Annotated in this window: 25 protein-coding genes; 17 read left to right on the forward strand and 8 right to left on the reverse strand. The window is 72.9% G+C overall.

Annotated features, from left to right (window positions below):
• Nucleotides 1-79 precede the first annotated feature (79 nt).
• The 3 genes from AB0F68_RS14020 to AB0F68_RS14030 all read right to left on the reverse strand — a co-directional run bounded on the left by AB0F68_RS14020 (nt 80) and on the right by AB0F68_RS14030 (nt 2,973).
• Nucleotides 80-763: a response regulator transcription factor gene (locus AB0F68_RS14020; protein ID WP_357336705.1), complete on the reverse strand. Its 684-nt coding sequence runs from the start codon at nt 761-763 to the stop codon at nt 80-82.
• A gap of 28 nt (nt 764-791) precedes the next feature.
• Nucleotides 792-1,985 (reverse strand): sensor histidine kinase, encoded by a 1,194-nt coding sequence (locus AB0F68_RS14025; RefSeq protein WP_357336710.1) that lies wholly within the window; start codon nt 1,983-1,985, stop codon nt 792-794.
• 76 nt (nt 1,986-2,061) lie between these two features.
• Nucleotides 2,062-2,973, reverse strand: coding sequence for a PD-(D/E)XK nuclease family protein (locus tag AB0F68_RS14030; protein ID WP_357336712.1), 912 nt, complete (start codon nt 2,971-2,973; stop codon nt 2,062-2,064).
• Nucleotides 2,974-3,138: 165 nt separating this feature from the next.
• Here AB0F68_RS14030 and AB0F68_RS14035 point away from each other — a divergent pair, with 165 nt between their 5' ends.
• The 3 genes from AB0F68_RS14035 to AB0F68_RS14045 all read left to right on the forward strand — a co-directional run bounded on the left by AB0F68_RS14035 (nt 3,139) and on the right by AB0F68_RS14045 (nt 5,893).
• A complete protein-coding gene (locus tag AB0F68_RS14035) occupies nt 3,139-4,197 on the forward strand; it encodes a M50 family metallopeptidase (RefSeq protein ID WP_357336995.1) in 1,059 nt (352 codons plus the stop codon).
• Nucleotides 4,194-5,150, forward strand: coding sequence for a tRNA (adenine-N1)-methyltransferase (locus AB0F68_RS14040; RefSeq protein ID WP_357336715.1), 957 nt, complete (start codon nt 4,194-4,196; stop codon nt 5,148-5,150). The genes AB0F68_RS14035 and AB0F68_RS14040 overlap by 4 nt, the downstream gene beginning before the upstream one ends.
• A gap of 170 nt (nt 5,151-5,320) precedes the next feature.
• A complete protein-coding gene (locus tag AB0F68_RS14045; RefSeq protein WP_357336717.1) occupies nt 5,321-5,893 on the forward strand; it encodes a hypothetical protein in 573 nt (190 codons plus the stop codon).
• A gap of 51 nt (nt 5,894-5,944) precedes the next feature.
• Here AB0F68_RS14045 and AB0F68_RS14050 read toward each other — a convergent pair whose 3' ends face one another.
• Entirely contained in the window at nt 5,945-6,238 is a 294-nt protein-coding gene (locus tag AB0F68_RS14050) for a ferredoxin (RefSeq protein WP_357336720.1), read from the reverse strand.
• A gap of 177 nt (nt 6,239-6,415) precedes the next feature.
• On the opposite strand from AB0F68_RS14050, the gene arc reads away from it, so the two are divergent.
• The 6 genes from arc (at nt 6,416) to prcA (ending at nt 12,307) form a co-directional block, all read left to right on the forward strand.
• Nucleotides 6,416-8,197, forward strand: a complete 1,782-nt coding sequence (arc, locus tag AB0F68_RS14055; protein WP_313721479.1) for a proteasome ATPase — start codon at nt 6,416-6,418, stop codon at nt 8,195-8,197.
• 178 nt (nt 8,198-8,375) lie between these two features.
• A complete protein-coding gene (gene dop, locus AB0F68_RS14060) occupies nt 8,376-9,893 on the forward strand; it encodes a depupylase/deamidase Dop (RefSeq protein WP_357336724.1) in 1,518 nt (505 codons plus the stop codon).
• A 106-nt stretch (nt 9,894-9,999) separates the two neighbouring features.
• Nucleotides 10,000-10,206, forward strand: coding sequence for a ubiquitin-like protein Pup (locus AB0F68_RS14065; RefSeq protein ID WP_073836803.1), 207 nt, complete (start codon nt 10,000-10,002; stop codon nt 10,204-10,206).
• 260 nt (nt 10,207-10,466) lie between these two features.
• Entirely contained in the window at nt 10,467-10,649 is a 183-nt protein-coding gene (locus AB0F68_RS14070) for an endonuclease domain-containing protein (protein ID WP_357336727.1), read from the forward strand.
• A complete protein-coding gene (gene prcB / locus AB0F68_RS14075; RefSeq protein WP_357336729.1) occupies nt 10,568-11,407 on the forward strand; it encodes a proteasome subunit beta in 840 nt (279 codons plus the stop codon). The genes AB0F68_RS14070 and prcB overlap by 82 nt, the downstream gene beginning before the upstream one ends.
• Before the next feature lie 63 nt (nt 11,408-11,470).
• Nucleotides 11,471-12,307, forward strand: coding sequence for a proteasome subunit alpha (gene prcA / locus AB0F68_RS14080; RefSeq protein ID WP_357336732.1), 837 nt, complete (start codon nt 11,471-11,473; stop codon nt 12,305-12,307).
• Between the two features lie 35 nt (nt 12,308-12,342).
• On the opposite strand, the gene rfbB is transcribed toward prcA, so the two are convergent.
• A complete protein-coding gene (gene rfbB / locus AB0F68_RS14085) occupies nt 12,343-13,320 on the reverse strand; it encodes a dTDP-glucose 4,6-dehydratase (RefSeq protein ID WP_357336735.1) in 978 nt (325 codons plus the stop codon).
• 118 nt (nt 13,321-13,438) lie between these two features.
• Here rfbB and pafA point away from each other — a divergent pair, with 118 nt between their 5' ends.
• The 5 genes from pafA (at nt 13,439) to AB0F68_RS14110 (ending at nt 18,468) form a co-directional block, all read left to right on the forward strand.
• Nucleotides 13,439-14,797 (forward strand): Pup--protein ligase, encoded by a 1,359-nt coding sequence (gene pafA / locus AB0F68_RS14090; protein WP_357336737.1) that lies wholly within the window; start codon nt 13,439-13,441, stop codon nt 14,795-14,797.
• Nucleotides 14,798-14,854: 57 nt separating this feature from the next.
• A complete protein-coding gene (locus AB0F68_RS14095) occupies nt 14,855-15,076 on the forward strand; it encodes a hypothetical protein (RefSeq protein WP_357336739.1) in 222 nt (73 codons plus the stop codon).
• Between the two features lie 105 nt (nt 15,077-15,181).
• Nucleotides 15,182-16,303, forward strand: a complete 1,122-nt coding sequence (locus tag AB0F68_RS14100) for a winged helix DNA-binding domain-containing protein (RefSeq protein WP_357336741.1) — start codon at nt 15,182-15,184, stop codon at nt 16,301-16,303.
• 132 nt (nt 16,304-16,435) lie between these two features.
• Nucleotides 16,436-17,053 (forward strand): IS607 family transposase, encoded by a 618-nt coding sequence (locus AB0F68_RS14105; protein ID WP_357336743.1) that lies wholly within the window; start codon nt 16,436-16,438, stop codon nt 17,051-17,053.
• On the forward strand, nt 17,050-18,468 hold the full coding sequence (locus AB0F68_RS14110; protein ID WP_357336745.1) for a transposase: 1,419 nt from the start codon (nt 17,050-17,052) through the stop codon (nt 18,466-18,468). The genes AB0F68_RS14105 and AB0F68_RS14110 overlap by 4 nt, the downstream gene beginning before the upstream one ends.
• On the opposite strand, the gene AB0F68_RS14115 is transcribed toward AB0F68_RS14110, so the two are convergent.
• A complete protein-coding gene (locus tag AB0F68_RS14115; RefSeq protein WP_357336747.1) occupies nt 18,452-18,601 on the reverse strand; it encodes a hypothetical protein in 150 nt (49 codons plus the stop codon). The genes AB0F68_RS14110 and AB0F68_RS14115 overlap by 17 nt on opposite strands.
• Nucleotides 18,602-18,652: 51 nt before the next feature.
• Between AB0F68_RS14115 and AB0F68_RS14120 the strand changes: the two genes are divergently transcribed.
• Nucleotides 18,653-19,033: a hypothetical protein gene (locus AB0F68_RS14120; protein WP_357336749.1), complete on the forward strand. Its 381-nt coding sequence runs from the start codon at nt 18,653-18,655 to the stop codon at nt 19,031-19,033.
• Nucleotides 19,034-19,038: 5 nt separating this feature from the next.
• Here the strand turns inward: AB0F68_RS14120 and AB0F68_RS14125 are convergent, their stop codons facing one another.
• Complete coding sequence (locus AB0F68_RS14125; RefSeq protein ID WP_357336752.1) at nt 19,039-20,124, reverse strand: DUF3866 family protein; 1,086 nt, start codon at nt 20,122-20,124, stop codon at nt 19,039-19,041.
• A 59-nt stretch (nt 20,125-20,183) separates the two neighbouring features.
• Nucleotides 20,184-21,191 carry a cation diffusion facilitator family transporter gene (locus AB0F68_RS14130; protein ID WP_357336755.1) on the reverse strand — a complete coding sequence of 336 codons (1,008 nt, stop codon included), beginning with the start codon at nt 21,189-21,191 and terminating at the stop codon, nt 20,184-20,186.
• A 150-nt stretch (nt 21,192-21,341) separates the two neighbouring features.
• Here AB0F68_RS14130 and AB0F68_RS14135 point away from each other — a divergent pair, with 150 nt between their 5' ends.
• Both AB0F68_RS14135 and AB0F68_RS14140 read left to right on the forward strand, forming a co-directional pair.
• Nucleotides 21,342-22,340: a WYL domain-containing protein gene (locus AB0F68_RS14135; RefSeq protein WP_357336757.1), complete on the forward strand. Its 999-nt coding sequence runs from the start codon at nt 21,342-21,344 to the stop codon at nt 22,338-22,340.
• A complete protein-coding gene (locus AB0F68_RS14140; RefSeq protein WP_357336759.1) occupies nt 22,337-23,344 on the forward strand; it encodes a YafY family protein in 1,008 nt (335 codons plus the stop codon). The genes AB0F68_RS14135 and AB0F68_RS14140 overlap by 4 nt, the downstream gene beginning before the upstream one ends.
• Nucleotides 23,345-23,352: the final 8 nt, after the last annotated feature.

The following is a 23,352-nucleotide window of genomic DNA, read 5'->3' on the forward strand; positions in this document are numbered from 1 at the left end:
GCCGACGTTAGGACCTCACGTCGCGTCATGGTCAACCCCGCCGCGCCGTCGATGGTCACGGTAGGTGACCGGTGCCACGTCACCCGCCCGGTCGGACCAGCCCGGTCTCGTACGCCAGCACCACCGCCTGGACCCGGTCGCGCAGCCCCAGCTTGGTCAGCACGTGCCCGACGTGGGTCTTCACGGTGGTCTCGCTCACCGACAGCTCCCGGGCGATCTCGGCGTTGGACAACCCGCGCGCCATCTGCACGAGCACCTCCCGCTCCCGCTCGGTCAGCGCCTTCAACGCCTTCGGCGGGGTGGCCGCCGGGTCGGGCAGCGCGTCGGCGAAGCGGTCCAGCAGCCGGCGCAGGATCCGCGGCGCCACCACGGCCTCCCCGGCGGCCACCGTCCGGATCGCGGTGACCAGGTCCTCGGCCGGCACGTCCTTGGCCAGGAAGCCGCTGGCCCCGGCGCGCAGCGCGCCGACCACGTACTCGTCCAGGTCGAAGGTGGTGAGGATCAGCACCCGCACCGGCAGGCGGGCGTCCACGATCGCCCGGGTGGCGGCCACCCCGTCCATCCGCGGCATCCGGATGTCCATCAGCACCACGTCCGGCAGCAGCCGCCGGGACAGCTCCACGGCCTCCACCCCGTCGCCGGCCTCGGCCACGATGTCCAGGTCGTCCTCGATGCCCAGCACCATCCGGAAGCCGGTACGCAGCAGCGGCTGGTCGTCGGCGAGCAGGATCCGCACCGGTCGGCCGGCGGTGCTGTCGGTCATCGGTCTCCCTCGTTCGGCCCGGTGCCGGTCACGCCGGGACCGCCCCGGCCGACTCCAGCGGGATCCGCGCGTACACCCGGAAGCCGCCGCCCGGCCGCGGACCGGTCCGCAGGACCCCACCGTAGAGGGCGACGCGTTCCCGCATGCCGACCAGCCCGTGCCCGATCCGGTCGGCCGCCGGGGTCGGGCCGCGCCCGGTGTCGGTGACCTCCACCGCCAGGAAGCCGTCGGTCACGGTGAGCCGGACCAGCGCGGTGGCCCGGCCGGCGTGCTTGAGGGCGTTGGTCAGCGCCTCCTGCACGATCCGGTAGACGGTCAGCGCCACCCCGTCCTCCATCGGCCCGGGCGTGCCGTCGACCCGCAGCGTGACCGGCAGCCCGGCGTCGCGGACCTGCTCGACCAGGGCCTCGATGCCGGTCAGCCCCGGCTGCGGGGTCAGCTCCGCGGCCGGCTCCGCGTCGGTGCGCAGCACGTCCAGCAGCCGGCGCAGCTCCCGCAGGGTGGCCCGGCCCGTCTCCTCGACCGTGGCCATCGCCTCGTCCGCCGCGTCCGGGTCCCGGCGCAGCACCCGGCGCGCCCCGGTGGCCAGCACGCCCATCACGCTGACATGGTGGGCCACCACGTCGTGCAGTTCCCGGGCGATGCGGCGCCGCTCGTCGGCGACCGCCTGCTCGGTCAGCGACCGCTGGGTGGCCTCGGCGATCCGGGCCCGCTCCCGCAGCATCCGGGTGGACTGCCGGCGGGCCTGCACCGCCCGGCCCACCGCGTACGCCACCGAGGCGGTGAGCAGGTTGTTGAGCACCAGCACGCCGGGGCCCATGTCGAGCACGTTGTCCACCGGCGCGACCAGGTTCGCCAGCACCACCGGCACCCAGAGCAGCAGCGCGGCCAGGGTGGCCGGGCGCAGCGGCCGGTGCGCCGCCATGGTGTAGGTGAGCACCACGAAGGTCAGCCCCTGGGTGGTGGGCGCCAGCTCGAACAGCGCCGGCACGGCCAGCGTGGCGACCGCCGCGCCGACCGCCGGCCAGGGGGCCACCCGGCGGGCCGCAACCGGGGCGGCGCAGAGCACGCTCCAGCCGAGCGCCGCCCAGAGCTGCTCCGGCCGCAGCTCCCGCGGGGTCAGCAGCAGGAACGCCGCGTCCACCAGCGCCAGCGCGACGGCCGCGGCGGCGTCCACGGCCAGCGGGCGGTCGCGCGCCCACGCGCGCAGCCGGTTGGTCATGCTTTGACGCTAGCCGCCGCCCGGCGCCGGCCCTCGTCGCCGATGCCGAACCCGGCCTCCTCCGTGAGGAGGAGCGTCACTCGTCCGCGCCGGGGGCGGCCGGGCGGGACCGGGCGTCGGTGAGCGGGTCGGCCGGGCCGGCCACCGGGAACGGCGGCGGGGTGCCGCCGAAGCTCGGGCACAGCGCCTGGTGGCTGCACCAGTCGCAGAGCCGGCTCGGCCGGGGCCGGAAGTCCTGCCGCGCGGTGGCCTGCTCGATCGCCTGCCAGAGCGCCACCACGGTGCGCTCGAAGCGCAGCAGCTCCTCGGCGTCGGGGGAGTAGTCGCACACCTCGGCGTCCTTGAGGTAGAGCAGCCGCAGCACCCGCGGCACCACCCCCCGGGTGCGCCACAGCACCAGGGCGTAGAACTTCAGCTGGAACAGCGCCCGCGCCTCGAACGCCTCCCGGGGGGCGCCGCCGGTCTTGTAGTCGACCACCCGTAGCGCGCCGTCCGGTGCCACGTCCAGCCGGTCGAGGTAGCCCCGGATGAGCAGCTCGTCGTCGACCACCGCGGAGATCAGCGCCTCCCGCTCGGCCGGCTCCAGCCGGCGCGGGTCCTCCACCGTGAAGTAGCCCTCCAGCAGCGCCGCCGCCGAACGGAGGAAGCCGTCCACCGCGGCCGTGTCGCCCTCGGCGAACAGCGTCGCCAGCTCCGGCTGCTCGGTGACCAGCCGGTTCCACTGCGGGGCGACCAGGTCGCCGGCCGACTCCGGGGTGCGGGCCGCCGCCGGCAGGTCGAACAGCCGCTCCAGCACGGCGTGCACCAGCGTGCCCCGGACCTGCTCGACGGTGGGCCGCTCGGGCAGCCGGTCGATGCTGCGGAACCGGTAGAGCAGCGGGCAGGTCTTGAAGTCGGCCGCCCGCGACGGCGACAGCGACGCCCGCACCGTGGGCGGCGCCTCCGAGGCCGTCGGACGCTGCGTGTCGATCACCGGTTCCGCCGTCATGCCCGGAAGGTTAGGGCACCGGTGTGACAGGGCGGCCGTCGCCGCACCGGTGCATGATCGGCCACGCGTAGCATCGACCCGGTGGAGCAGCGGACCCGCCCGTCGCGCCGGCCCGGGCTGACCCTCGGCCGGGTCTTCGGGGTGCCGCTGCGCGTCGACGCCTCGATGCTGCTGCTCACCGTGGTCGTGACGGTGCTCTACGCCGCGCTGGCCCGCCGCCAGCTCGACCTCGGCCACCTCGGTGGCTACCTGGTCGGCCTCGGCTTCGTGGTCTCCCTGCTCGGCTCGGTGCTGCTGCACGAGCTGGGGCACGCGCTGACCGCCCGCCGCTACGGCATCGGTGTGCGCGGGATCACCCTCGAGCTGCTCGGCGGCTACACCGAGATGGACCGGGACGCCCCCAGCCCCAAGGTCGACCTGCTGGTCTCCCTGGCCGGCCCGGCGGTGTCCGCGGTGCTCGGCGCCGGGGCGGTCGCCGCCACCCTGGCCCTGCCCGCGGGCACCCTCGCCCACCAGTTCGCCTTCCAGCTCGCGGTCAGCAACGTGGTGGTCGCCGTCTTCAACAGCCTGCCCGGGCTGCCGCTGGACGGGGGCCGGGCGCTGCGCGCCGCGGTCTGGGCGCTCACCCGGGACCGCCACCGCGGCACCGAGGTGGCCGGCTGGATCGGCCGCGCCGTGGCGGTCGCCACCCTGGCCCTGGTCGTGCTGCTCACCCTGCGCCGGGCGCTCGCCCCGCTCGCCCTGCCGCTGATGCTGCTGGTCGCGGTGACCCTGTGGCGGGGCGCCGGCCAGTCCATCCGGATGGCCCGGATCGGCCGCCGGCTGCCGCTGGTGGACCTGGCCCGGCTGGCCCGCCCGGTGCTGCCGGTGCCCACCGGCACCCCGCTCGCCGAGGCTCAGCGCCGCCGCGCCGAGGGCGCCACCCCCGACGCCGCGCTCACCGTGGTCGACTCCGCCGGCCGTCCGGTGGCCCTGGTCGACCCGGCCCGGGCCGCCGCCGTACCCCCGGAACGGCGGCCGTGGCTGGCGGTGGACGCGGTGGCCCGCGGCCTGGACACCGTGCCCGCGCTGCCGGTCGGCGCGGACGGGGAGCGGGTGCTGGAGGCCGTACGCACCCACCCGGGCGCACAGTACGTCGTGACGGCAGGCGAAGATGTGGTCGGCGTCCTGCACATCGCGGATCTCGCCCAGCTCCTGGAACCCAAACGGAAGACGAACACGTGACCGCAGATACCTCCACCGTCCCGGCGCTGCCCCCCGTAGACCGGGGGCCGTTCCGCCCCGGCGACCGGGTCCAGCTGACCGACCCGAAGGGCCGGATGCACACCGTGACGCTGGAGCCCGGCAAGGAGTTCCACACCCACCGGGGGATCCTCAAGCACGACACGCTGATCGGCCTCCCCGACGGCAGCGTCGTCACCACCGCCGGCGGCGGCACCGCGTTCCTGGCGCTGCGGCCGCTGCTGTCCGACTACGTGCTCTCCATGCCGCGCGGCGCCCAGGTGATCTACCCGAAGGACTCGGCGCAGATCGTCGCCATGGGCGACATCTTCCCCGGCGCGAAGGTCCTGGAGGCCGGCGCCGGCTCCGGTGCGCTCTCCTGCTCGCTGCTGCGGGCCGTCGGCACCGAGGGTGAGCTGCACTCCTTCGAGCTGCGCGACGACTTCGCCCAGATCGCCCGGCGCAACGTCGAGGCGTTCTTCAACGGCCCGCACCCCGCCTGGCGGCTGCACGTCGGGGACGTCGCCGAGTGCACCGAGACCGGTTTCGACCGGATCATCCTGGACATGCTCACCCCCTGGGAGATGCTCGACATGGTCGAGCGGTCCCTCGTTCCCGGCGGCGTGCTGATCGGCTACGTGGCCACCACGCCGCAGCTCTCCGAGCTGGTCGAGGCGCTGCGCGAGCGGGGCGGCTGGACCGAGCCGCGTGCCTGGGAGTCGCTGGTCCGCGACTGGCACGCCGAGGGGCTCGCCGTGCGGCCCGACCACCGCATGATCGCGCACACCGCCTTCCTGGTCTCCGCGCGCAAGCTCGCCCCCGGGGTCACCGCCCCGCCGCGGCGCCGCAAGCCCAGCAAGGGCGCCGAGGCGTACGCCCAGCGCCGGGACGCGCTGCGCGCGGCCGAGGCGGCCCGGCAGACGGCCGTCGAGGCGGAGGAGCCGGACGGGGCGTGACCCCGCGGCGCGCACGGGTATGAGCGGGCGGATCATGGGTCGCGGCGGGGAGGACACCGAGCGGGTGGAGACGGTGGCATGAGCGAGCGGATCGGGGCACGCGGCGGTCGCCGCGCCCGTCCCGGCGGGCCGGACCGGTGGCGGCGGCTCGCGGGCCGGGAGGCGGCGGCATGAGCAGCCCGGGCTACGGCAACGGCGACCTGCCCGCCGTCTTCCCCGACTGGTCGCCCTACGCCGACCTGGAGTCGGCCGCCCGGGCCTACCTGCGCGACCCCGACATCGCTCTGGACGCCCTCGGCGGGGTGCTGCGCGGCGCCTCCGTGCTCGGCTTCACCCTGGAACGCTTCGTCAACGAGGTGAACGGGGTGTGGCAGGAGGTCGTCGTCTGCGACGGCAGCCGGCTGGTGCTCTGGCACGGCGAGGACGTCCCGCCGGGGGAGGGGCCGCCCGGCTCGATGACCTCCTCGCTGCGGGTGGTGCCGGTCTCCACGGTCACCGAGGTGGGCTGCCGCCGGCGGCTCACGCGCGCCGACAACGGTGAGGTCCGGGTCGACAGCATCGACGTCTACCTGCTGCTCAGCTCGCTGGACGAGGCGCCGCCCAGCGACGAGATGGCCGGCGCTCCCCGGCACGACGCGCTGCGCTTCGGCAAGACCCTCGACGACGGCGGCGCCGGGCAGATCGCCCGGCTGGAGGAGTTCGCCCGGCTGGTCGCCTCGGTCGTCGGCCGCCCGATGCTGTAGGAGACGCCGCGGGCCGGGAACACAGGTCCCCGGCCCTCGGTGTCCGTCAGGTCAGTCCTCGGCCTCCGGGCCGGCCACCTCGGCGCCGTCGCCGGCGCGCACCACGTGGATGCACTCGCCCGGGCACTCCTTCGCCGAGTCGATCACCTCGAGGCGCAGGTGCTCCGGCACGTCCACCCGGGCGCCCGGGGCCAGCCGCAGCTCGCCGTCGGGGCCCTTGACGTACGCCAGGCCGTCGACGTCGAACTCGAAGACCTCCGGCGCGTACTGGACGCACAGCCCGTCACCCGTGCACAGGTCCTGATCCACCCAGACCTGCAGCTGGTCCGTCGCGACGTCGGTCACGAAGCACCCCCCATGTTCTCCCGTCCCACGCTCCGACGGTACCCGAACGCCCGTACCCGCCCGTCGACCAGCCCTTGGCGATCAAGCTTCGGTGACGAGCGCGTTGCGGAGGACCGAATCGGGCTCATAGCGGCTAGTGTTAGCTCAGAACGTTCAAGCCCCCCGGGGAGGTGGGACGTGGCACGCAGCGACGACGCGGACTCGCGCGCCGCACGGTGGGAGAAGGAGGCCCACGATCTCTCCACGCAGGTCGCGTTCCTTCAAGAGGAACTCGCTCTGGTGCGGCGCAAGTTGACCGAAAGCCCCCGACACGTCCGGCAGCTCGAAGAGCGGCTGGCGGCCACCCAGGCCCAGTTGGCGCGGCTGACCGAGAACAACGAACGGCTCGTGAGCACCCTCAAGGAGGCTCGCGCGCAGATCGTGACGCTCAAGGAGGAGATCGACCGCCTCGCCCAGCCGCCGAGCGGCTACGGCGTCTTCCTGGCGAAGCACGACGACGGCACGGTGGACGTGTTCACCGGCGGGCGGAAGCTCCGCGTGGCCGTCTCGCCCTCGCTGGAGGTCGACGAGCTGCGCCGCGGCCAGGAGGTCTTGCTCAACGACGCGCTCAACATCGTCGACGCGTTCGGCTACGAGCGGGTCGGCGAGGTCGTGATGCTCAAGGAGATCCTCGCGGGTCCCGACGGCGCCCCGGGCGACCGGGCCCTGGTGGTCTCCCACTCCGACGAGGAGCGGATCGTGCACCTCGCGGAGACCCTGATCGGTTCGCCGATCCGGGCCGGCGACTCGCTCATGATCGAGCCCCGCTCGGCGTACGCGTACGAGCGGATCCCGAAGAGCGAGGTCGAGGAGCTCGTCCTGGAGGAGGTGCCCGACGTCGACTACACCGACATCGGTGGCCTGCACTCCCAGATCGAGCAGATCCGCGACGCGGTCGAGCTGCCCTTCCTGCACGCCGACCTGTTCCGCGAGCACCAGCTCCGGCCGCCGAAGGGCATCCTGCTCTACGGCCCGCCCGGCTGCGGCAAGACGCTGATCGCCAAGGCGGTGGCCAACTCCCTGGCCAAGAAGATCGCCGAGCGGGAGGGCAAGGAGAGGCACACCAGCTTCTTCCTCAACATCAAGGGCCCGGAGCTGCTCAACAAGTACGTCGGCGAGACCGAGCGGCACATCCGGCTGATCTTCCAGCGGGCGCGGGAGAAGGCCGGCGAGGGCACCCCGGTGATCGTGTTCTTCGACGAGATGGACTCGGTCTTCCGCACCCGCGGCTCCGGCGTCTCCTCCGACGTGGAGAACACCATCGTCCCGCAGCTGCTCAGCGAGATCGACGGCGTGGAGGGCCTGGAGAACGTCATCGTCATCGGCGCCTCCAACCGGGAAGACATGATCGACCCGGCGATCCTGCGCCCCGGCCGGCTCGACGTCAAGATCAAGATCGAGCGGCCGGACGCCGAGGCGGCGAAGGACATCTTCTCCAAGTACATCCTGTCCGGCCTGCCGCTGCACGCCGACGACCTGGCCGAGCACGGCGGCGACCCGCAGGCCACCGTCGCGGCGATGATCGACGCGGTCGTGCTGCGGATGTACTCGGAGACCGAGGAGAACCGTTTCCTCGAGGTCACCTACGCCAACGGCGACAAGGAAGTCCTCTACTTCAAGGACTTCAACTCCGGCGCGATGATCCAGAACATCGTCGACCGGGGCAAGAAGATGGCCATCAAGGAGTTCCTCACCTCCGGGCGCAAGGGGCTCCGGCTCCAGCACCTCCTCGACGCCTGCGTCGACGAGTTCCGCGAGAACGAGGACCTGCCCAACACGACCAACCCCGACGACTGGGCCCGCATCTCCGGCAAGAAGGGCGAGCGGATCGTCTACATCCGCACGCTCGTCTCCGGCGGCAAGGGCGCCGAGGCCGGCCGGTCCATCGAGACCGCCAGCAACACCGGCCAGTACCTGTAGTCCGACGGCACGACGGAGGCCCGTGGCGCACCGCGCCGCGGGCCTCCGCGCGTCCGCGCCCGGCGGCGCCGTGCGCCGCCACACCGGATGCCCCGCGCCGCCGAGCCCCCATCGCGCGTGACGGCGACTACGCTCGACCTGACGGGGGACCGGGACGGCGAGCGGAGCGGGCAGGTCGATGAGTGTTAGACGGATCATGGGCACCGAGGTCGAGTACGGCATCTCCGTGCCCGGCCAGGCCGGAGCCAACCCGATGGTCACCTCCTCCCAGGTGGTCAACGCCTACGGGGCACGACCGGAACTCAACCGCGGCGGCCGGGCCCGGTGGGACTACGAGGAGGAGTCGCCGCTGCGCGACGCCCGCGGCTTCACCTACTCCGGGGCGGCCTACGACCCGGCCGAGGCGCTCGCCGACGAGGATCTCGGGCTGGCCAACGTCATACTCACCAACGGCGCCCGGCTCTACGTCGACCACGCGCACCCCGAATACTCCACGCCCGAGGTGACCAACCCCCTCGACGTGGTGCGCTGGGACAAGGCCGGGGAGCGGGTGATGGCCGAGGCGTCCAAGCGGGCCGCCACCATCCCGGGCACCCACCCGATCCACCTCTACAAGAACAACACCGACAACAAGGGCGCCAGCTACGGCGCCCACGAGAACTACCTGATGCGGCGGCAGACCCCGTTCGCCGACATCGTGGCGTACCTGACGCCGTTCTTCGTCACCCGGCAGATCGTCTGCGGCGCCGGCCGGGTCGGCATCGGCCAGGACGGCGGCCAGAGCGGCTTCCAGATCTCCCAGCGCGCCGACTTCTTCGAGGTCGAGGTGGGGCTGGAAACCACCCTCAAGCGGCCCATCATCAACACCCGCGACGAGCCGCACGCGGACGCCGACAAGTACCGCCGGCTGCACGTCATCATCGGCGACGCCAACCTCTCCGAAATCTCCACCTACCTCAAGGTGGGCACCACGGCGCTGATCCTCACCATGATCGAGGAGAAGGCGCTCGGCGCCGACCTGGGCATCGCCGACCCGGTCAGCGAGCTGCGCGCGGTCAGCCACGACCCGGGGCTCAAGCACCTCATGCGGCTGCGCGACGGCCGCAAGCTGACCGCGCTGGACGTGCAGTGGGCGTACCTGGAGCGGGTCCGGTCCTTCGTGGACGACCGCTACGGCAGCGACGTGGACGCGCAGACCGTCGACGTCCTCGACCGCTGGGAGAGCGTGCTGGACCGGCTCGGCCGCGACGCCTTCCTCTGTGCCGACGAGCTGGACTGGGTGGCCAAGCTGCGGCTGCTGGAGGGCTATCGGGAGCGGGAGAAGCTCGGCTGGGGCTCGCACAAGCTCCAGCTGGTCGACCTGCAGTACTCCGACGTGCGGCCGGAGAAAGGGCTCTACCACCGGCTGGTCCAGCGGGGCTCGATGAAGACCCTGCTGACCGACGAGCAGACCCGCTCGGCGATGACCGAGCCGCCGGAGGACACCCGGGCCTACTTCCGCGGTCGCTGCCTCGCCCAGTACGCCTCGGAGGTGGTGGCCGCGAGCTGGGACTCGGTCATCTTCGACGTGGGCCGGGAGTCGCTGGTCCGGGTGCCGATGATGGAGCCGGAGCGGGGCACCCGCGCGCACGTCGGGTCGCTCTTCGACCGCTGCGACACAGCCAAGGACCTGCTGGAGATGCTGACCGGCGGCTGAGCCGGATGCCGGAAGGCCCGTCCCGCGCCGGAACCCGGCGCGCGACGGGCTTTTCGTCGTCCGCGCGAGGTAAGTTGATCGCAGGCGATCGTGGAGGAGGCACACCATGGCGACCCAAGAAGGCGGCCAGACCCAGTCCGGCAAGTCGCACGAGGAGGTCGAGGAGGTCACCGCGCAGGCCAACCCCGAGGTTGCCGAGCGGCACGCCGAGATCACCGAGGACGTGGACGACCTGCTCGACGAGATCGACTCCGTCCTGGAGGAGAACGCAGAGGAATTCGTCCGCGGGTACGTTCAGAAAGGGGGGCAATGACCGTAATGTCCGTTTCGTGCATTGCGGTGGCCCCGATTCCTCGGGCGACGCAATCCGCTCACGGCCGTTCATCGCGAGCCGCCGCGACCGGATAGCCCGGCGTTCTACGGTAGGACCGGCGCGGCGGCCCGCTTCGCGGTGGTGCCGTCGCGGGCGCGCTTTCGGGTAGCGAAAGCCCCCTCGCCAGACGGCGTCGCGCGAGCGCGGTCCCAGGCGACCTCGATCCGGAACATCTGGACCACGATCATCGCACCGGATGGGTGCGCGGGATACTCTGCTTCAACTGCAACGGTGGTCTTGGCCAGTTCCGTGACAGTCCCGAGAGGCTGGCCAGGGCGATCACGTACCTGAGAGGAACCACGTGGCAGCGGGTTTTGATCCATCCGGGCGTCTTCCAGATGTGTTCACCAACGCGGGGACGTCCTCCTTCACGGCGTTCCTGAGCAAGGTGGCCCCCGAGATGCTGCCCGGCCGTCGGCCGCTGCCGCCCGGCATGGCCGCCGACCTGGCGCCGCACGCGACGACCATCGTGGCCATCTCGGCCAGCGGTGGCGTGGTGATGGCCGGAGACCGGCGCGCCACGATGGGCAACCTGATCGCCCAGCGCGACATCGAGAAGGTCCACCCGGCCGACGCGTACTCGCTGGTCGGCATCGCGGGCACCGCGGGCATCGGCATCGAGCTGATGCGACTGTTCCAGGTGGAGCTGGAGCACTACGAGAAGATCGAGGGCGCGATGCTCTCGCTCGACGGCAAGGCCAACCGGCTGGCCTCGATGATCCGGGGCAACCTGGGCGCCGCGATGCAGGGTCTCGCGGTGATCCCGCTCTTCGCCGGCTTCGACCTGGCCGCCGCCGATCCGGCCCGGGCCGGGCGGATCTTCAGCTTCGACGTGACCGGCGGCCCCTACGAGGAGACCGGCTACGACGCGATCGGCTCCGGCTCGCTGTTCGCCAAGTCCGCGCTGAAGAAGCGGTTCCGGACGGGCCTGTCGATCGACGAGGCCACGCGGCTGGCCGTCGAGGCGCTCTACGACGCCGCCGACGACGACACCGCGACCGGTGGCCCGGACCTGACCCGCCGGATCTACCCGGTGGTGATGACCGCGACGGCCGAGGGCACCCACCGGCTCACCGACGCCGAGACGGCGTCGATCGCGGAGGGCGTGGTGTCCGGCCGGATGGAGAACCCGGGCGGCTGACCCCGCTCCCACCTCACCTGAGTCAGCAGTCCGCAGCACAGCGCCCGAAGGAGAACCGCCGCCGTGGCCATGCAGTTCTACGCCTCGCCCGAGCAGATCATGCGCGACCGCTCCGAGCTCGCCCGCAAGGGCATCGCCCGGGGCCGTAGCGCGGTCGTCCTGAGCTATGAGGGCGGGGTGCTCTTCGTCGCGGAGAACCTGTCCAGCACCCTGCACAAGGTCAGTGAGATCTACGACCGGATCGGCTTCGCTGCGGTGGGCCGGTACAACGAGTTCGAGAACCTGCGCCGGGCCGGGGTGCGGATGGCCGACCTCAACGGCCTGAGCTACGACCGGCGGGACGTGACCGGGCTGGGCCTGGCGAACGCGTTCGCGCAGACGCTGGGCGCGATCTTCACCGAGCAGTCGAAGCCGTTCGAGGTGGAGATCTGTGTGGCCGAGGTGGGCGCCACGCCGGACGACGACTCGCTCTACCGGCTGACCTACGACGGGTCGGTCAACGACGAGCCGGGCCGGATGGCGATGGGCGGCCAGGCCGAGGCGATCACCGGGGTGCTGAAGAACGAGCACCGGCCGGAGATGTCGCTGTCGGAGGCGGTCCGGGCCGCGATGAAGGCGTTGAGCAGCGTCGGCGGCGAGGGCGGGGCGGCCCGCACGATCGCGGCCAACCAGCTGGAGGTGGCGGTCCTGGACCGGCGCCGGGTGGGGCGGAAGTTCCGGCGGATCACCGGGGCGGCGCTGACGGGGCTGCTGGACGGGGAGGCGGGCGCGGACTCGGCGCCGGCGCCGGGGCGGGCGAAGACCCCGACGGTGCCGACCGAGGAGGCGAAGAAGCCGACCACGTCGGCGGGCTCGGCCGACCTGGAGGGCCAGCCGCAGGAGGAGCAGCCCGGCGAGTGACGCCGGGCCGGGCCACGGCCAGGCGCACGCCGCCGTCAGCGGTGCGGCTTCAGCGGCTGCCACCAGTCGCGGTTGTCGCGGTACCAGGCGACGGTCGCGGCCAGCCCGGCGTCGAGGTCGACCGTGGGCGCCCAGCCCAGCTCGCGGCGGGTGGTGGTGGTGTCGAGGGCGTACCGGCGGTCGTGGCCCTTGCGGTCGGCGACCGGTCGGACCCGCTCCCAGCCGGCGCCGCAGGCGGCGAGCAGGAGGCCGGTGAGCTCCCGGTTGGTGAGTTCGGCGCCGCCGCCGAGGTGGTAGACGCCGCCGGCCCGGCCGCGGGTCTGGGCGAGCGCGACGCCGTGGCAGTGGTCGTCGACGTGCAGCCAGTCCCGGACGTTGCCGCCGTCGCCGTAGAGGGGCACGTCGTGCCCGTCGAGCAGGTTGGTGACGAAGAGCGGAACGATCTTCTCGGGGTACTGGTAGGGCCCGTAGGTGTTGGCGCCGCGGGTGACGACCACGTCGAGGCCGTGGGTGCGGTGGTAGGCCAGCGCGAGGAGGTCGCCGGCGGCCTTGCTGGCCGAGTACGGGGAGCTGGGGTCGAGCGGGGCCTGTCCGGTCCAGGCGCCGGTGGCGATGGAGCCGTACACCTCGTCGGTGGAGACCTGGACGAAGCGGCGCACGCCGTGGCGCAGGGCCGCGTCGAGCAGGTTCTGGGTGCCGACGACGTTGGTGGTGACGAAGTCGGCGGCGGCGGCGATGGAGCGGTCCACGTGCGACTCGGCGGCGAGGTGCACGACGACGTCGTGGCGGGCGACGGTGGCGTCGACCAGGGCGGCGTCGCGGATGTCGCCGCGGACGACCCGCAGCCTCGGGTCGGCGCGGACCGGGTCGAGGGCGCCGTCGGTGGCGGCGTAGGTGTAGGCGTCGAGCACGGTGACGGCATCGGCGGCGAGGTCCGGCTCGGCGCCGGTGAGCAGCCGCCGGACGTACGCCGATCCGATGAATCCGGCGCCGCCGGTGACCAGGATCCTCACGGCTGGGACCGTACCCGGCGATGGGATGTGCGAACGCGGGGAATGCCCGGCCCGGCGCGGATGAGACCGCTGGGTTGAGCGCTGCCCATCTGGGGCCCCGGGCGGCTAATGTCACATCATGGAGCGGCGAATCTTCGGCCTCGAGACCGAGTACGGCGTCACCTGCACCTATCGCGGGCAACGCCGACTGTCCCCCGACGAGGTCGCGCGGTACCTGTTCCGGCGGGTGGTGTCGTGGGGCCGGTCGAGCAATGTTTTCCTGCGCAACGGAGCCCGCCTCTACCTGGACGTGGGCTCGCACCCGGAGTACGCGACGCCGGAGTGCGACTCGGTGACCGACCTGGTGGCCCACGACCGGGCGGGGGAGCGGATCCTGGAGGGGCTGCTCGTCGACGCGGAGAAGCGGCTGCACGACGAGGGCATCGCGGGCGAGATCTACCTGTTCAAGAACAACACCGACTCGGCCGGCAACTCGTACGGCTGCCACGAGAACTATCTGGTGTCCCGGCACGGGGAGTTCGGCCGGCTGGCCGACGTGCTGATCCCGTTCCTGGTCACCCGGCAGTTGATCTGCGGCGCGGGCAAGGTGCTGCAGACGCCGCGTGGCGCGGTCTACTGCCTGTCGCAGCGGGCCGAGCACATCTGGGAGGGCGTCTCCTCGGCGACCACCCGGAGCCGGCCGATCATCAACACCCGGGACGAGCCGCACGCGGACGCCGAGCGCTACCGGCGGCTGCACGTGATCGTCGGCGACTCGAACATGAACGAGGTCACCACGCTGCTGAAGGTCGGCACGGCCGACATCGTGCTGCGGATGATCGAGGCCGGGGTGGTGATGCGGGACCTGACGCTGGAGAACCCGATCCGGGCGATCCGCGAGGTGTCGCACGACATCACCGGCCGGCGCAAGGTGCGGCTGGCCTCCGGCAAGGAGGTCAGCGCGCTGGAGATCCAGCAGGAATACCTGGCGAAGGCGACCGAGTTCGTCGAGCGGCGCGGCGGCGACCAGACCGCCAAGCGGGTCGTCGAGCTGTGGGGTCGGGTGCTGCGGGCGGTGGAGACCGGCGACCTGGACCCGGTGGCCCGGGAGATCGACTGGGTGACGAAGCTGCGGCTGATCGAGCGCTACCAGCGCAAGCACGACCTGCCGCTGTCGCACCCGCGGGTGGCGCAGATGGACCTGGCCTACCACGACGTGCGGCGCGGTCGGGGCCTGTACGGGCTGCTGGAGCGGCGCGGCGAGGTGGACCGGGTGGCCACCGACCCGGAGATCTTCGAGGCGAAGGAGACTCCGCCGCAGACCACCAGGGCGCGGCTGCGCGGCGAGTTCATCCGGCACGCCCAGGAGAAGCGGCGGGACTTCACGGTGGACTGGGTGCACCTGAAGCTGAACGACCAGGCGCAGCGCACGGTGCTGTGCAAGGACCCGTTCCGGGCGTACGACGAGCGGGTGGAGCGGCTCATCGCGAGCATGTGACCCGGGGGTGGGCGGCCGGTGCGCCGGCCGCCTGCCCGCGGGTACGCTGGCGTCGCGATGAACACTTCCGAACCTGCCGGCCGCCCCGGCCGCGACACGCCCGCAGGCCGCGACAGCGGGACCGAGAAGCTCAACTGGGTCGAGCGGCGCCGGGAGAAGATCCGCGCCGAGGTCGAGCGCAACCGCCGCGGCGAGTACGCGGTGCCGACCTGGGTGCTGGCCGCGGCGCTGGTCGTGATCGTGGTCGCCTGGCTGGCGTTGATCTTCTTCGCCGGCTGAGCCGAGGTCCCAGGGCCGGCGGTCCTGTCGGGGGTGGGCGCTAGCCTCCCCGGCGAACGGGAGCCGGTTCCCCGCCCTCCCGTCCGTCAGCGGGAGGAGTCGCGGGTGCCGAGGGGGAGCATGCCGGCCGGAGTGCCGTTGCTGTCCCGCCGGGCGCTGAACCGGGCCACCCTCGCCCGGCAGCTTCTGGTGGAGCGGGCCCGCGTGCCGGCGCTTGAGGCGGTGCGCTGGCTGGTGGGGTTGCAGGGCCAGGTGCCGACCGCGCCCTACCTGGGGTTGTGGTCCCGAGTGGCCGGGTTCCGCCGCGACGACCTGACCGGGTTGCTGTCGCGACGCGAGGTGGTCCGGGCGACCACCCTGCGCGGGACGTTGCACGTGATCGCTTCCGACGACTACCGGTGGCTGCGTCCGCTGCTGCAACCGCTGATGGCGCGCCTGCAACGACAGTTCATGGGCCGCGCGACGGCGGGCGTCGATCCCGCCGAGCTGGTGGCGTACGCCGCGGAACTGCTGGCGCCGGAGCCGTTGAGCCGCACCCGTCTTCGGGAGCTGCTGGCGCGGCGCTGGCCGGACCGGGACCGCTCCGCCCTGCTGCACTCGGTGCAGTACCTGCTGCCGCTGGTGCACCTGCCGCCGGCCGGCACGTGGGGCGGTCGGGTCGACGGGCCGTGCGGGCTGGCCGAGGGCTGGCTCGACGGGCCGCTGGAGGCGGCGGATCCCCTCGTCCTGGTCCGCCGCTACCTGGCCGCGTTCGGGCCGGCGGGCGTACCGGACGTGCAGGCCTGGTCCGGGCTGACCCGGTTGGCCGAGGTCGTGGAGCCGCTCCGGGGCGAGCTGCGGGTGTTCCGCGACGAGCAGGGGCGGGAGCTGTTCGACCTGCCGGACGCGGAGCGACCCGATCCGGACACGCCGGTCCCGCCGCGGCTGCTCCCGGAGTACGACAACCTCCTGCTGTCCCACGCCGACCGCAGCCGGGTGCTCGGTGAGGCCGATCGCCGCCGGGTGATCACCCCGGCGGTGGCTGCCACGGTGCTGGTGGACGGGTTCGTGGCCGGCACGTGGACGATCGCGCGGCGGGACGGCGCGGCGACGCTGGAGGTGCGGCCGTTCCGCCCGCTCGCCGCGGCGGACCGGGACGCGCTGGCGGAGGAGGCGAGCCGGCTGCTCGCCTTCGCCGCTCCGGAGCTGCCGGACCGGATGGTCCGGGTCGCCGAGCCGGGGCCTTGACGAGTCACCGCCCGCATGCTCGTCTATGGCTCGCGGGGAAGCCGAGACATGCCGCCGGGTTCCCCGGCCGACGACCAGGGAGCAGCTACTAGTGGTTGCTTTCCTTCCTAGAGCTATCCACAATCGACTGTCGTGGGTAGTGTTTATCGGATCGGTGAGTTCGCTAAGCGGGTGGGTCGCTCGGTGAGTACGGTGCGTCGGTGGGAGGCGGAGGGCCGGATCACGGCCCGTCGTCTGCCGTCCGGGCAGCGGTATTTCGACGATTCGGATGTGCGCCGGGTGCTGCAGTCGGGCTTCGACGCCGACCGGCGGAAGGTGGTGGTGTACTGCCGGGTCTCGTCGCCGGGTCAGAAGGTCGACTTGGCCTCGCAGGTGGCGGCGATGCAACAGTTCTGCCTCGCTCGCGGTCTGGCTGTGGACGAGTGGATCAGCGAGGTCGGCGGCGGGATGGACCTTCGCCGTAAGAAGTTCCTGGCGTTGATGGACGCCGTCGATCGGGGTGAGGTCGCCACGCTGGTGGTGGCGCACAGGGACCGGTTGGCGCGGTTCGGGTTCGAGTTGCTGGAGTATCTGGCGGCGCGCGGCGGCTGCGAGATCGTCGTGGCCAACCAGGAGTCGCTGTCCCCGCAGCAGGAGTTGGTCGAGGACCTCCTGGCCGTCGTGCACACCTTCTCGTGCCGGCTGGACGGTTTGCGCCGCTACGAGAAGAAGTTGAAAAGTGCGGACTTGACCATGGAGGGTGACTGGTGAAGGTCACCCGGATCGCCTACTCGGCCCGACTGAATCCGGGCAAGTACGCTGCCCTGGTGGAGCAGGCCCGTCGGTTGGGCCGGGTGCGCAGCGAGGTGTGGCAGCGGTATGGCTCGATCAACGGTGTCGGGGCCGGACTGCGGGACCGGCAGGTGCGGGACCGGTGGCTGGCTGACGGCACGCATGTGCAGTTCGCCGTGTTGGCGAATGCGTGGAAGGAAACCGTCCGCGATGCCATGGCCGACATCGCCGCGAACCTGGAGGCGGCCAAGGTCGATGTCCGGCGGGCGATCAGCCGACGCACCAACGATCCGGCCGAGCGTAAGCGGATGTTCACGGCGTTGAAGGCTGACGATTGGGCTGACGACCCTTTCCTGGCCCGGCAGATGCGCAAGCATTGGAAGCGTGGCCGCAACCGTACACACGATCAGATAGTGGTGCGAGCCGACAAGTACAACACCATCGTCGATGGGCGTGGGCGGTTGTGGCTGGCGGTTCCCGGTCTCGAGCCCCGCAAGATGGTCCGGATCCCGTTGTCCACGACCGTCGCCCCGACGGGCACGCTGCGGCTGGTTTTGCGCGGCGGTCGGGTGGAGGTTCACTACCAGATCGACGCGGCGACGATGCGGTCGTCGCAGCGACCATGCGGCGATGCGACGGTCGGTGTGGACAAGGGCTACACCGAAGCCCTGACCGACTCCGACGGCCAGCCCCACGGTGAACAGCTCGGCGACCTGCTCACCCGCGAGTCGGACCGGTTGAAGGAACGTAACCGCCGTCGGGCGAAGCTGCGCTCAATCGCCAACAACGCCGCGCTCCGTGGCGACCAGGCGAAAGCGCACCGGATCAAGGCCAACAACCTCGGCACGGCGAAGCGGGACCGGCAGGCGGCCCGCCACCGTGCCCGGGTGCGCACGGAAATCTTCACCGCCGTGCACGAGGTCGTGGACAAGGCCGCCACCATGATCGCCGAAGACCTCACCAAACGCTTCACCGGCCGCAAAACCCTTCCTAAGAACATCAACCGGCGTCTCGCCGCGTGGACCAAAGGAGTCACCGCCGAGGCCCTGAAAAGCGTGTCGGAGCGCAGAGGTTCTGCGCTCGTACATGTCAACGCCGCCTACACCTCACAAGCCTGTCACCGCTGCGGCCGGTTCGGCCGACGCAGCGGGGACCGGTTTCACTGCACCTCGTGCGGGGTGGTGTGGCAGGCCGACGTGAACGCCGCGATCAACATCCTGCACCGAGCCGGCGACCCCGACATCGCCCTGCACACCCCACACCACAAGGTGAAGCAGATCCTGCAGGACCGGACCGATCGCCACCGGACCAGACTGCCGGTCCAGGACTCCAGCCCAGCCACCACCGGGCGGAGAGCGAAATATCCGAACCGCTCAACTACGAGCAACAAGTAGGAAGCAGCGTGACGTCATCGCACACATCGACCTCGGTCTGGACGAGCAGGCCCATCCCGGCATCAACGGGCTGGCCCGCTACCGCCCGGAGACCGCCAAGCCGCTGCTCGACCTCGCCGACACGCTGCTGCACGCCCCGCATCCCACGCTGAGCCCGGGGGAGCGGGAACTCATCGCCGCGTACGTGTCGGACCTGAACGCCTGCACGTTCTGCTGCGCGTCGCACTCGGCGTTCGCCGCCGCCCAGCTGCCGGCGGGGATGCCGCTGGTGGAGCAGGTCCGCCGGGACCTGGACGCGGCGCCGGTCGAGGCGAAGCTGCGGGCGCTGCTGCGGATCGCCGGGGCGGTGCAGCGCAGCGGCCGGGAGGTCACCACCGAGCTGGTCGAAGCGGCCCGTGCCGAGGGCGCGACCGACCTGGAGATCCACGACGCGGTCCTGATCGCCGCCGCGTTCTGCATGTACAACCGCTACGTCGACGGCCTGGGCACGCTGGCGCCGGCCGACCCGACCGGTTACACCCGGGCCGCCGCGCACATCGTCGCGCACGGCTACGGCGCGCGCTGACCGCCTCAGCTCAGCAGGCGGGCGGCGTGCCGGCCGGCGGCGGCCGCGGCCAGGAAATAGGCGTGGTCGCCGTTGAGCCCGCGGCCCATCGTCGACAGCCCCACCGGGCTGGCCCGCAGCGCCGCGTCCAGGCCCTCGGTGGGCACGGTGACGATCCGGTGCCGCGCCGCGAGCGGGGCCAGCGCCGCCGTGACCTCGGCCGCGAGGGCCGGGTCGAGGCCGTCCGGCACGACGAGGTCCGCGGGGGCCAGGGCGACCCGGCCGTACGCGGTGAGGCTGTGATGGGAGACGCCGCGGTGCCGGGGGCGGGGGTCGGCGTCGGAGACGCGCAGCGAGCCGACCGGCCGCCCGCCCAGCGTGGCGACCGCGTTGACCGCCTCGCCGACGGCCACCCCGGAGAAGCCCCAGCGGGTGCCGGTGCCGAGGTTGCCGGGGCCCTGGGCGACGATCGCGACGTCGGCGCCGAGCACGTGCCGCGCGGCGAGCAGGCCGCTGTGCAGGGTGCTGGCCTCCAGGTCACCGCCGAACGCCTGGCCCACGCTGACCGTGCCGGCGAGGTGGCCGGCGAGCCCGGCGAGGGTGCGGGAGAACCAGGCCGGCAGCGCCCCGCCGTCGGTGAGCAGGTACGCCACCCGGGCGTCCGGGGCGTCGGCGTGGACGCCGGCCAGGATCGCCGGCAGCGCGGAGTGCAGGTCGGCGGTGACCACCGGCATCCCGTCGACGGAATCCGCGGCGGCCAGCCGCGCGTGGTGCGGGGAGGCCTCCTCGTCCACGCCGAGCAGGATGGGCTGCAGCGGGGTGTAGCGGGCCTTGACCAGGTGCCCGGCCTCGCGGGTGTCGGCGGCCTGCGGCGGGTCGGCGGGGAGCCGGTCGGGCAGGGCGACAACCAGCGCGTAGCCGCCGGTGCCGAGGCCCATCAGCAGGGCGCCGGCGTTGAGCAGCACCCGATCACCGGGCTCCGGGTCGCCGACCAGCACCGGGTAGGCCAGGGCGCGCATCCGGCCGCCGTCGGGCAGGTCGACGTCGAGTTCCGCGGCGCCGGCCCATCGTCGCCGTACCGCCGTGACCGTGCCGGACCGCCATCGCACCATGCCGGCACGCTATCGGCCGGTGCCGGCACCGGCGGCCGCCGGGTCGGGCCGCCCGCCGGTTAGGGCACCCTGCCCGCCTCCTGGTCCACCGCCCGCGCGTCCTCGTCCTGGGTGGTCCGGGCCCGATGCCCGGCGCTGCCGCGCATCGAGCGGGTCGGGTCGAGGAAGACGTACGCGATCTCCGGAAACCGGCCGGTGAGCCGCCGCTCGGCCTCGTCGGCGGCGTTCTCGATGTCGGCGCCCGTGGCGTTGTCCTCGAAGTCGACCTTGGCGGCGACCAGGATGTCCTCCGGGCCGAGGAACATGGTCATCAGGGTGTCGATGCGGTCCACCGCCGGCAGCCCGGCCAGCTCGTGCTCGATCTGCCGGTGCACCCGGTCGGAGACGGCCCGGCCGACCAGCAGCGAGATGTTGCTGCGGGCCAGGATGCTGGCGACCACCAGCAGCAGCACGCCGATGAGGATCGAGGCGCCGCCGTCGTAGACCTCGTCGCCGGTGAGGTGGGACAGCGCGAGTCCGGCGGCGGCGATCAGCAGGCCGATCAGGGCGGCATTGTCCTCCAGGAAGACCGCCTTGACCGTGGTGTCGGCGGTCAGCCGCAGGTAGCGGCGCGTGGTGGCCCGCCAGCGCCGGGACTCGTTGCGGACCTGCCGCATCGCCCGGGCCAGCGAGACCGACTCGATGGCGAAGGAGACCGCCAGCACCACGTAGGCGGTCAGGTAGTCGCCGGTGTGCTCGTGCACGAGGATCGTGGTGACCCCGTGGGTGATGGCGAAGCCGGCGCCCACCACGAAGGTGAACAGCGCGGCGAGGAACGCCCAGACGTAGCTCTCCTTGCCGTACCCGAAGGGGTGCCGTGGGTCGGCGGGCCGCGCGCCGCGGCGCAGCGCCATGTAGAGCAGCACCTCGGTGGTGGTGTCGGCGACCGAGTGGGCGGCCTCGGAGAGCATCGCCGCCGAGCCGGAGATCAGGCCCGCGACGAGCTTGGCGACCGCGATGGCGAGGTTCGCGGCGCCGGCCACCACGACCGTGCCGACGCTCGCGCTCTTGATTTCCGCCTGCGCCATGCGCTTACCCTATGGCCGTCATCGGCCCCATGCCCGGCGAGCGACGTGGGCCGCGGACGGTGTGGTCCGGATCGCCTCCGGGCGGGACTGCCGCGCGGCGCGCCCGCGCGGGTGCGCGCTGCGGACGTGCGGGCTGCTAGCGTTCTCCACGTGTCGCGGACCCGTACCGAACGCCTGGTCAACCTGGTGATCTGCCTGCTGTCCACGCGGCGGTTCCTGACCGCCGCGCAGATCGCCGCGACCGTGCCCGGCTACGAGCACGATCCGGACGACGCCAAGGACCACGAGGCGTTCCAGCGCAAGTTCGAGCGGGACAAGGCCGAGCTGCGGGAGCTCGGGGTGCCCCTGGAGACCGGCACGGCCAGCGTCTTCGACGCCGAGCCGGGCTACCGGATCGCGCCCCGCGAGTACGCCCTGCCCGACATCCCCCTCGAACCGGACGAGGCGGCCGCCGTGGGCATCGCGGCGCGGCTGTGGCAGCACGCCGGCCTGGCCGCCGCCGCCTCGTCGGGGCTGGCGAAGCTGCGCGCCGCCGGCATCGACGTGGACCCGCAGGCCACGCTCGGCCTGGAGCCGATGGTCACGGTCGACCCGGCGTTCGCGCCGCTGACCGCCGCCGCGCGGGACCGGCGCGAGGTCAACTTCGACTATCGGGTGCCCGACCGGGACGCCCCGACGCGCCGCCGGCTCCAGCCGTGGGGCGTGGTCTGCTGGCGTGGCCGCTGGTACGTGGTCGGTCACGACCTGGACCGGGCGGCGACCCGCTGCTTCCGGCTCTCCCGGGTGGTGGGCGCGGTTCGGGTGACCGGCCAGCCCGAGGCGTACGAGCCGCCCGTCGGGGTGGACCTGATCAGCCACGTGGCCCGCTGGTCCGGGCCGGTGGAGCGGACCGGCCGGGCCAGCGTGCTGGTCGCCCCGGGCCGCGCCGCCGGACTGCGCCGCTGGGCGGTGGAGACCCACGCCGGGCCGGACGGCGACCGACTGGTCCTGCCGTACGCCGACGCCGACTACCTGGCCGGGCAGATCGTCGGGTACGGCCCGGACGTGCGGGTGCTGGAGCCGCCGGAGGTCCGCGAGGCGGTCATCCAGCGGTTGAAGGAGATCGCCGCCCGCCACGACGACCTGGCCGTGGCCGGGGGTGCCCGGTGACCCGCCCGGCGGCCCGCGGTGGCCGCGCCTCGGCGGACCGGCTGGCCCGGCTGCTCAACCTGGTGCCCTACCTGCTGGCCCGCCCCGGCATCGAGATCGCCGAGGCGGCGCACGACCTGGGGGTGACCGAGAAGCAGCTCCGCGAGGACCTGGAGCTGCTCTGGGTGTGCGGGCTGCCCGGTTACGGCCCCGGCGACCTGATCGACATGGCGTTCGACGGCGACCGGGTGACCATCACCTACGACGCCGGCATCGACCGTCCGCTCCGGCTCACCCCGGACGAGGCGCTGGCCCTGGTGGTGGCGCTGCGGATGCTCGCCGAGACGCCCGGGGTGGCCAACCGGGAGGCGGTCGAGCGGGCCCTCGCCAAGATCGAGAGCGCCGCCGGTGACCTGGCCGGCGCCCCGGTCGAGGTGCGGCTGCCCGGCGACACGGCCCGGGTCCGCGAGCTGCGCGCCGCCGTGGAGCGCGGCCGGGCGCTGCGGATCACCTACTACACCGCCGCCCGGGACGAGACCACCGAGCGGACCATCGACCCGCTGCGGATGCTGATGGTGGGCGGCCGGGCGTACGTGGAGGCGTGGTGCCGCCGGGCCGAGGCGGTCCGGCTGTTCCGGGCCGACCGGATCGATGCGGTCACCGAGCTGGCGGAGCAGGCCGTGGTGCCGCCGCAGGCCCGCCCGCACGACCTCAGCGACGGGGTGTTCCGCCCCTCGCCGGACCTGCCGCTGATCACCCTGCGGATCGGCCGGGGCGAGCGGTGGATCACCGAGTACTACCCGTGCGAGCGGGTCGAGGCCGACGGGGAGCACTGGCTGGTGTCGCTGCGGGTCACCGACCTGGGCTGGGCCCGCCGGTTCGTGCTCGGGCTCGGCCCGGAGGTGACAGTGGTCGCGCCGGCCGAGCTGGCCGAGCAGGTCCGTGCCCAGGCGGTCGCCGCCCTGGACGCGTACGCCACTCCGGTCGACCGCGCCGATCCGGCGGTGGCCGCGGTCACCCAGTAGGCTGACCG

This window comes from Micromonospora sp. NPDC023966 (assembly GCF_040639095.1).
Lineage (GTDB): Bacteria > Actinomycetota > Actinomycetes > Mycobacteriales > Micromonosporaceae > Micromonospora.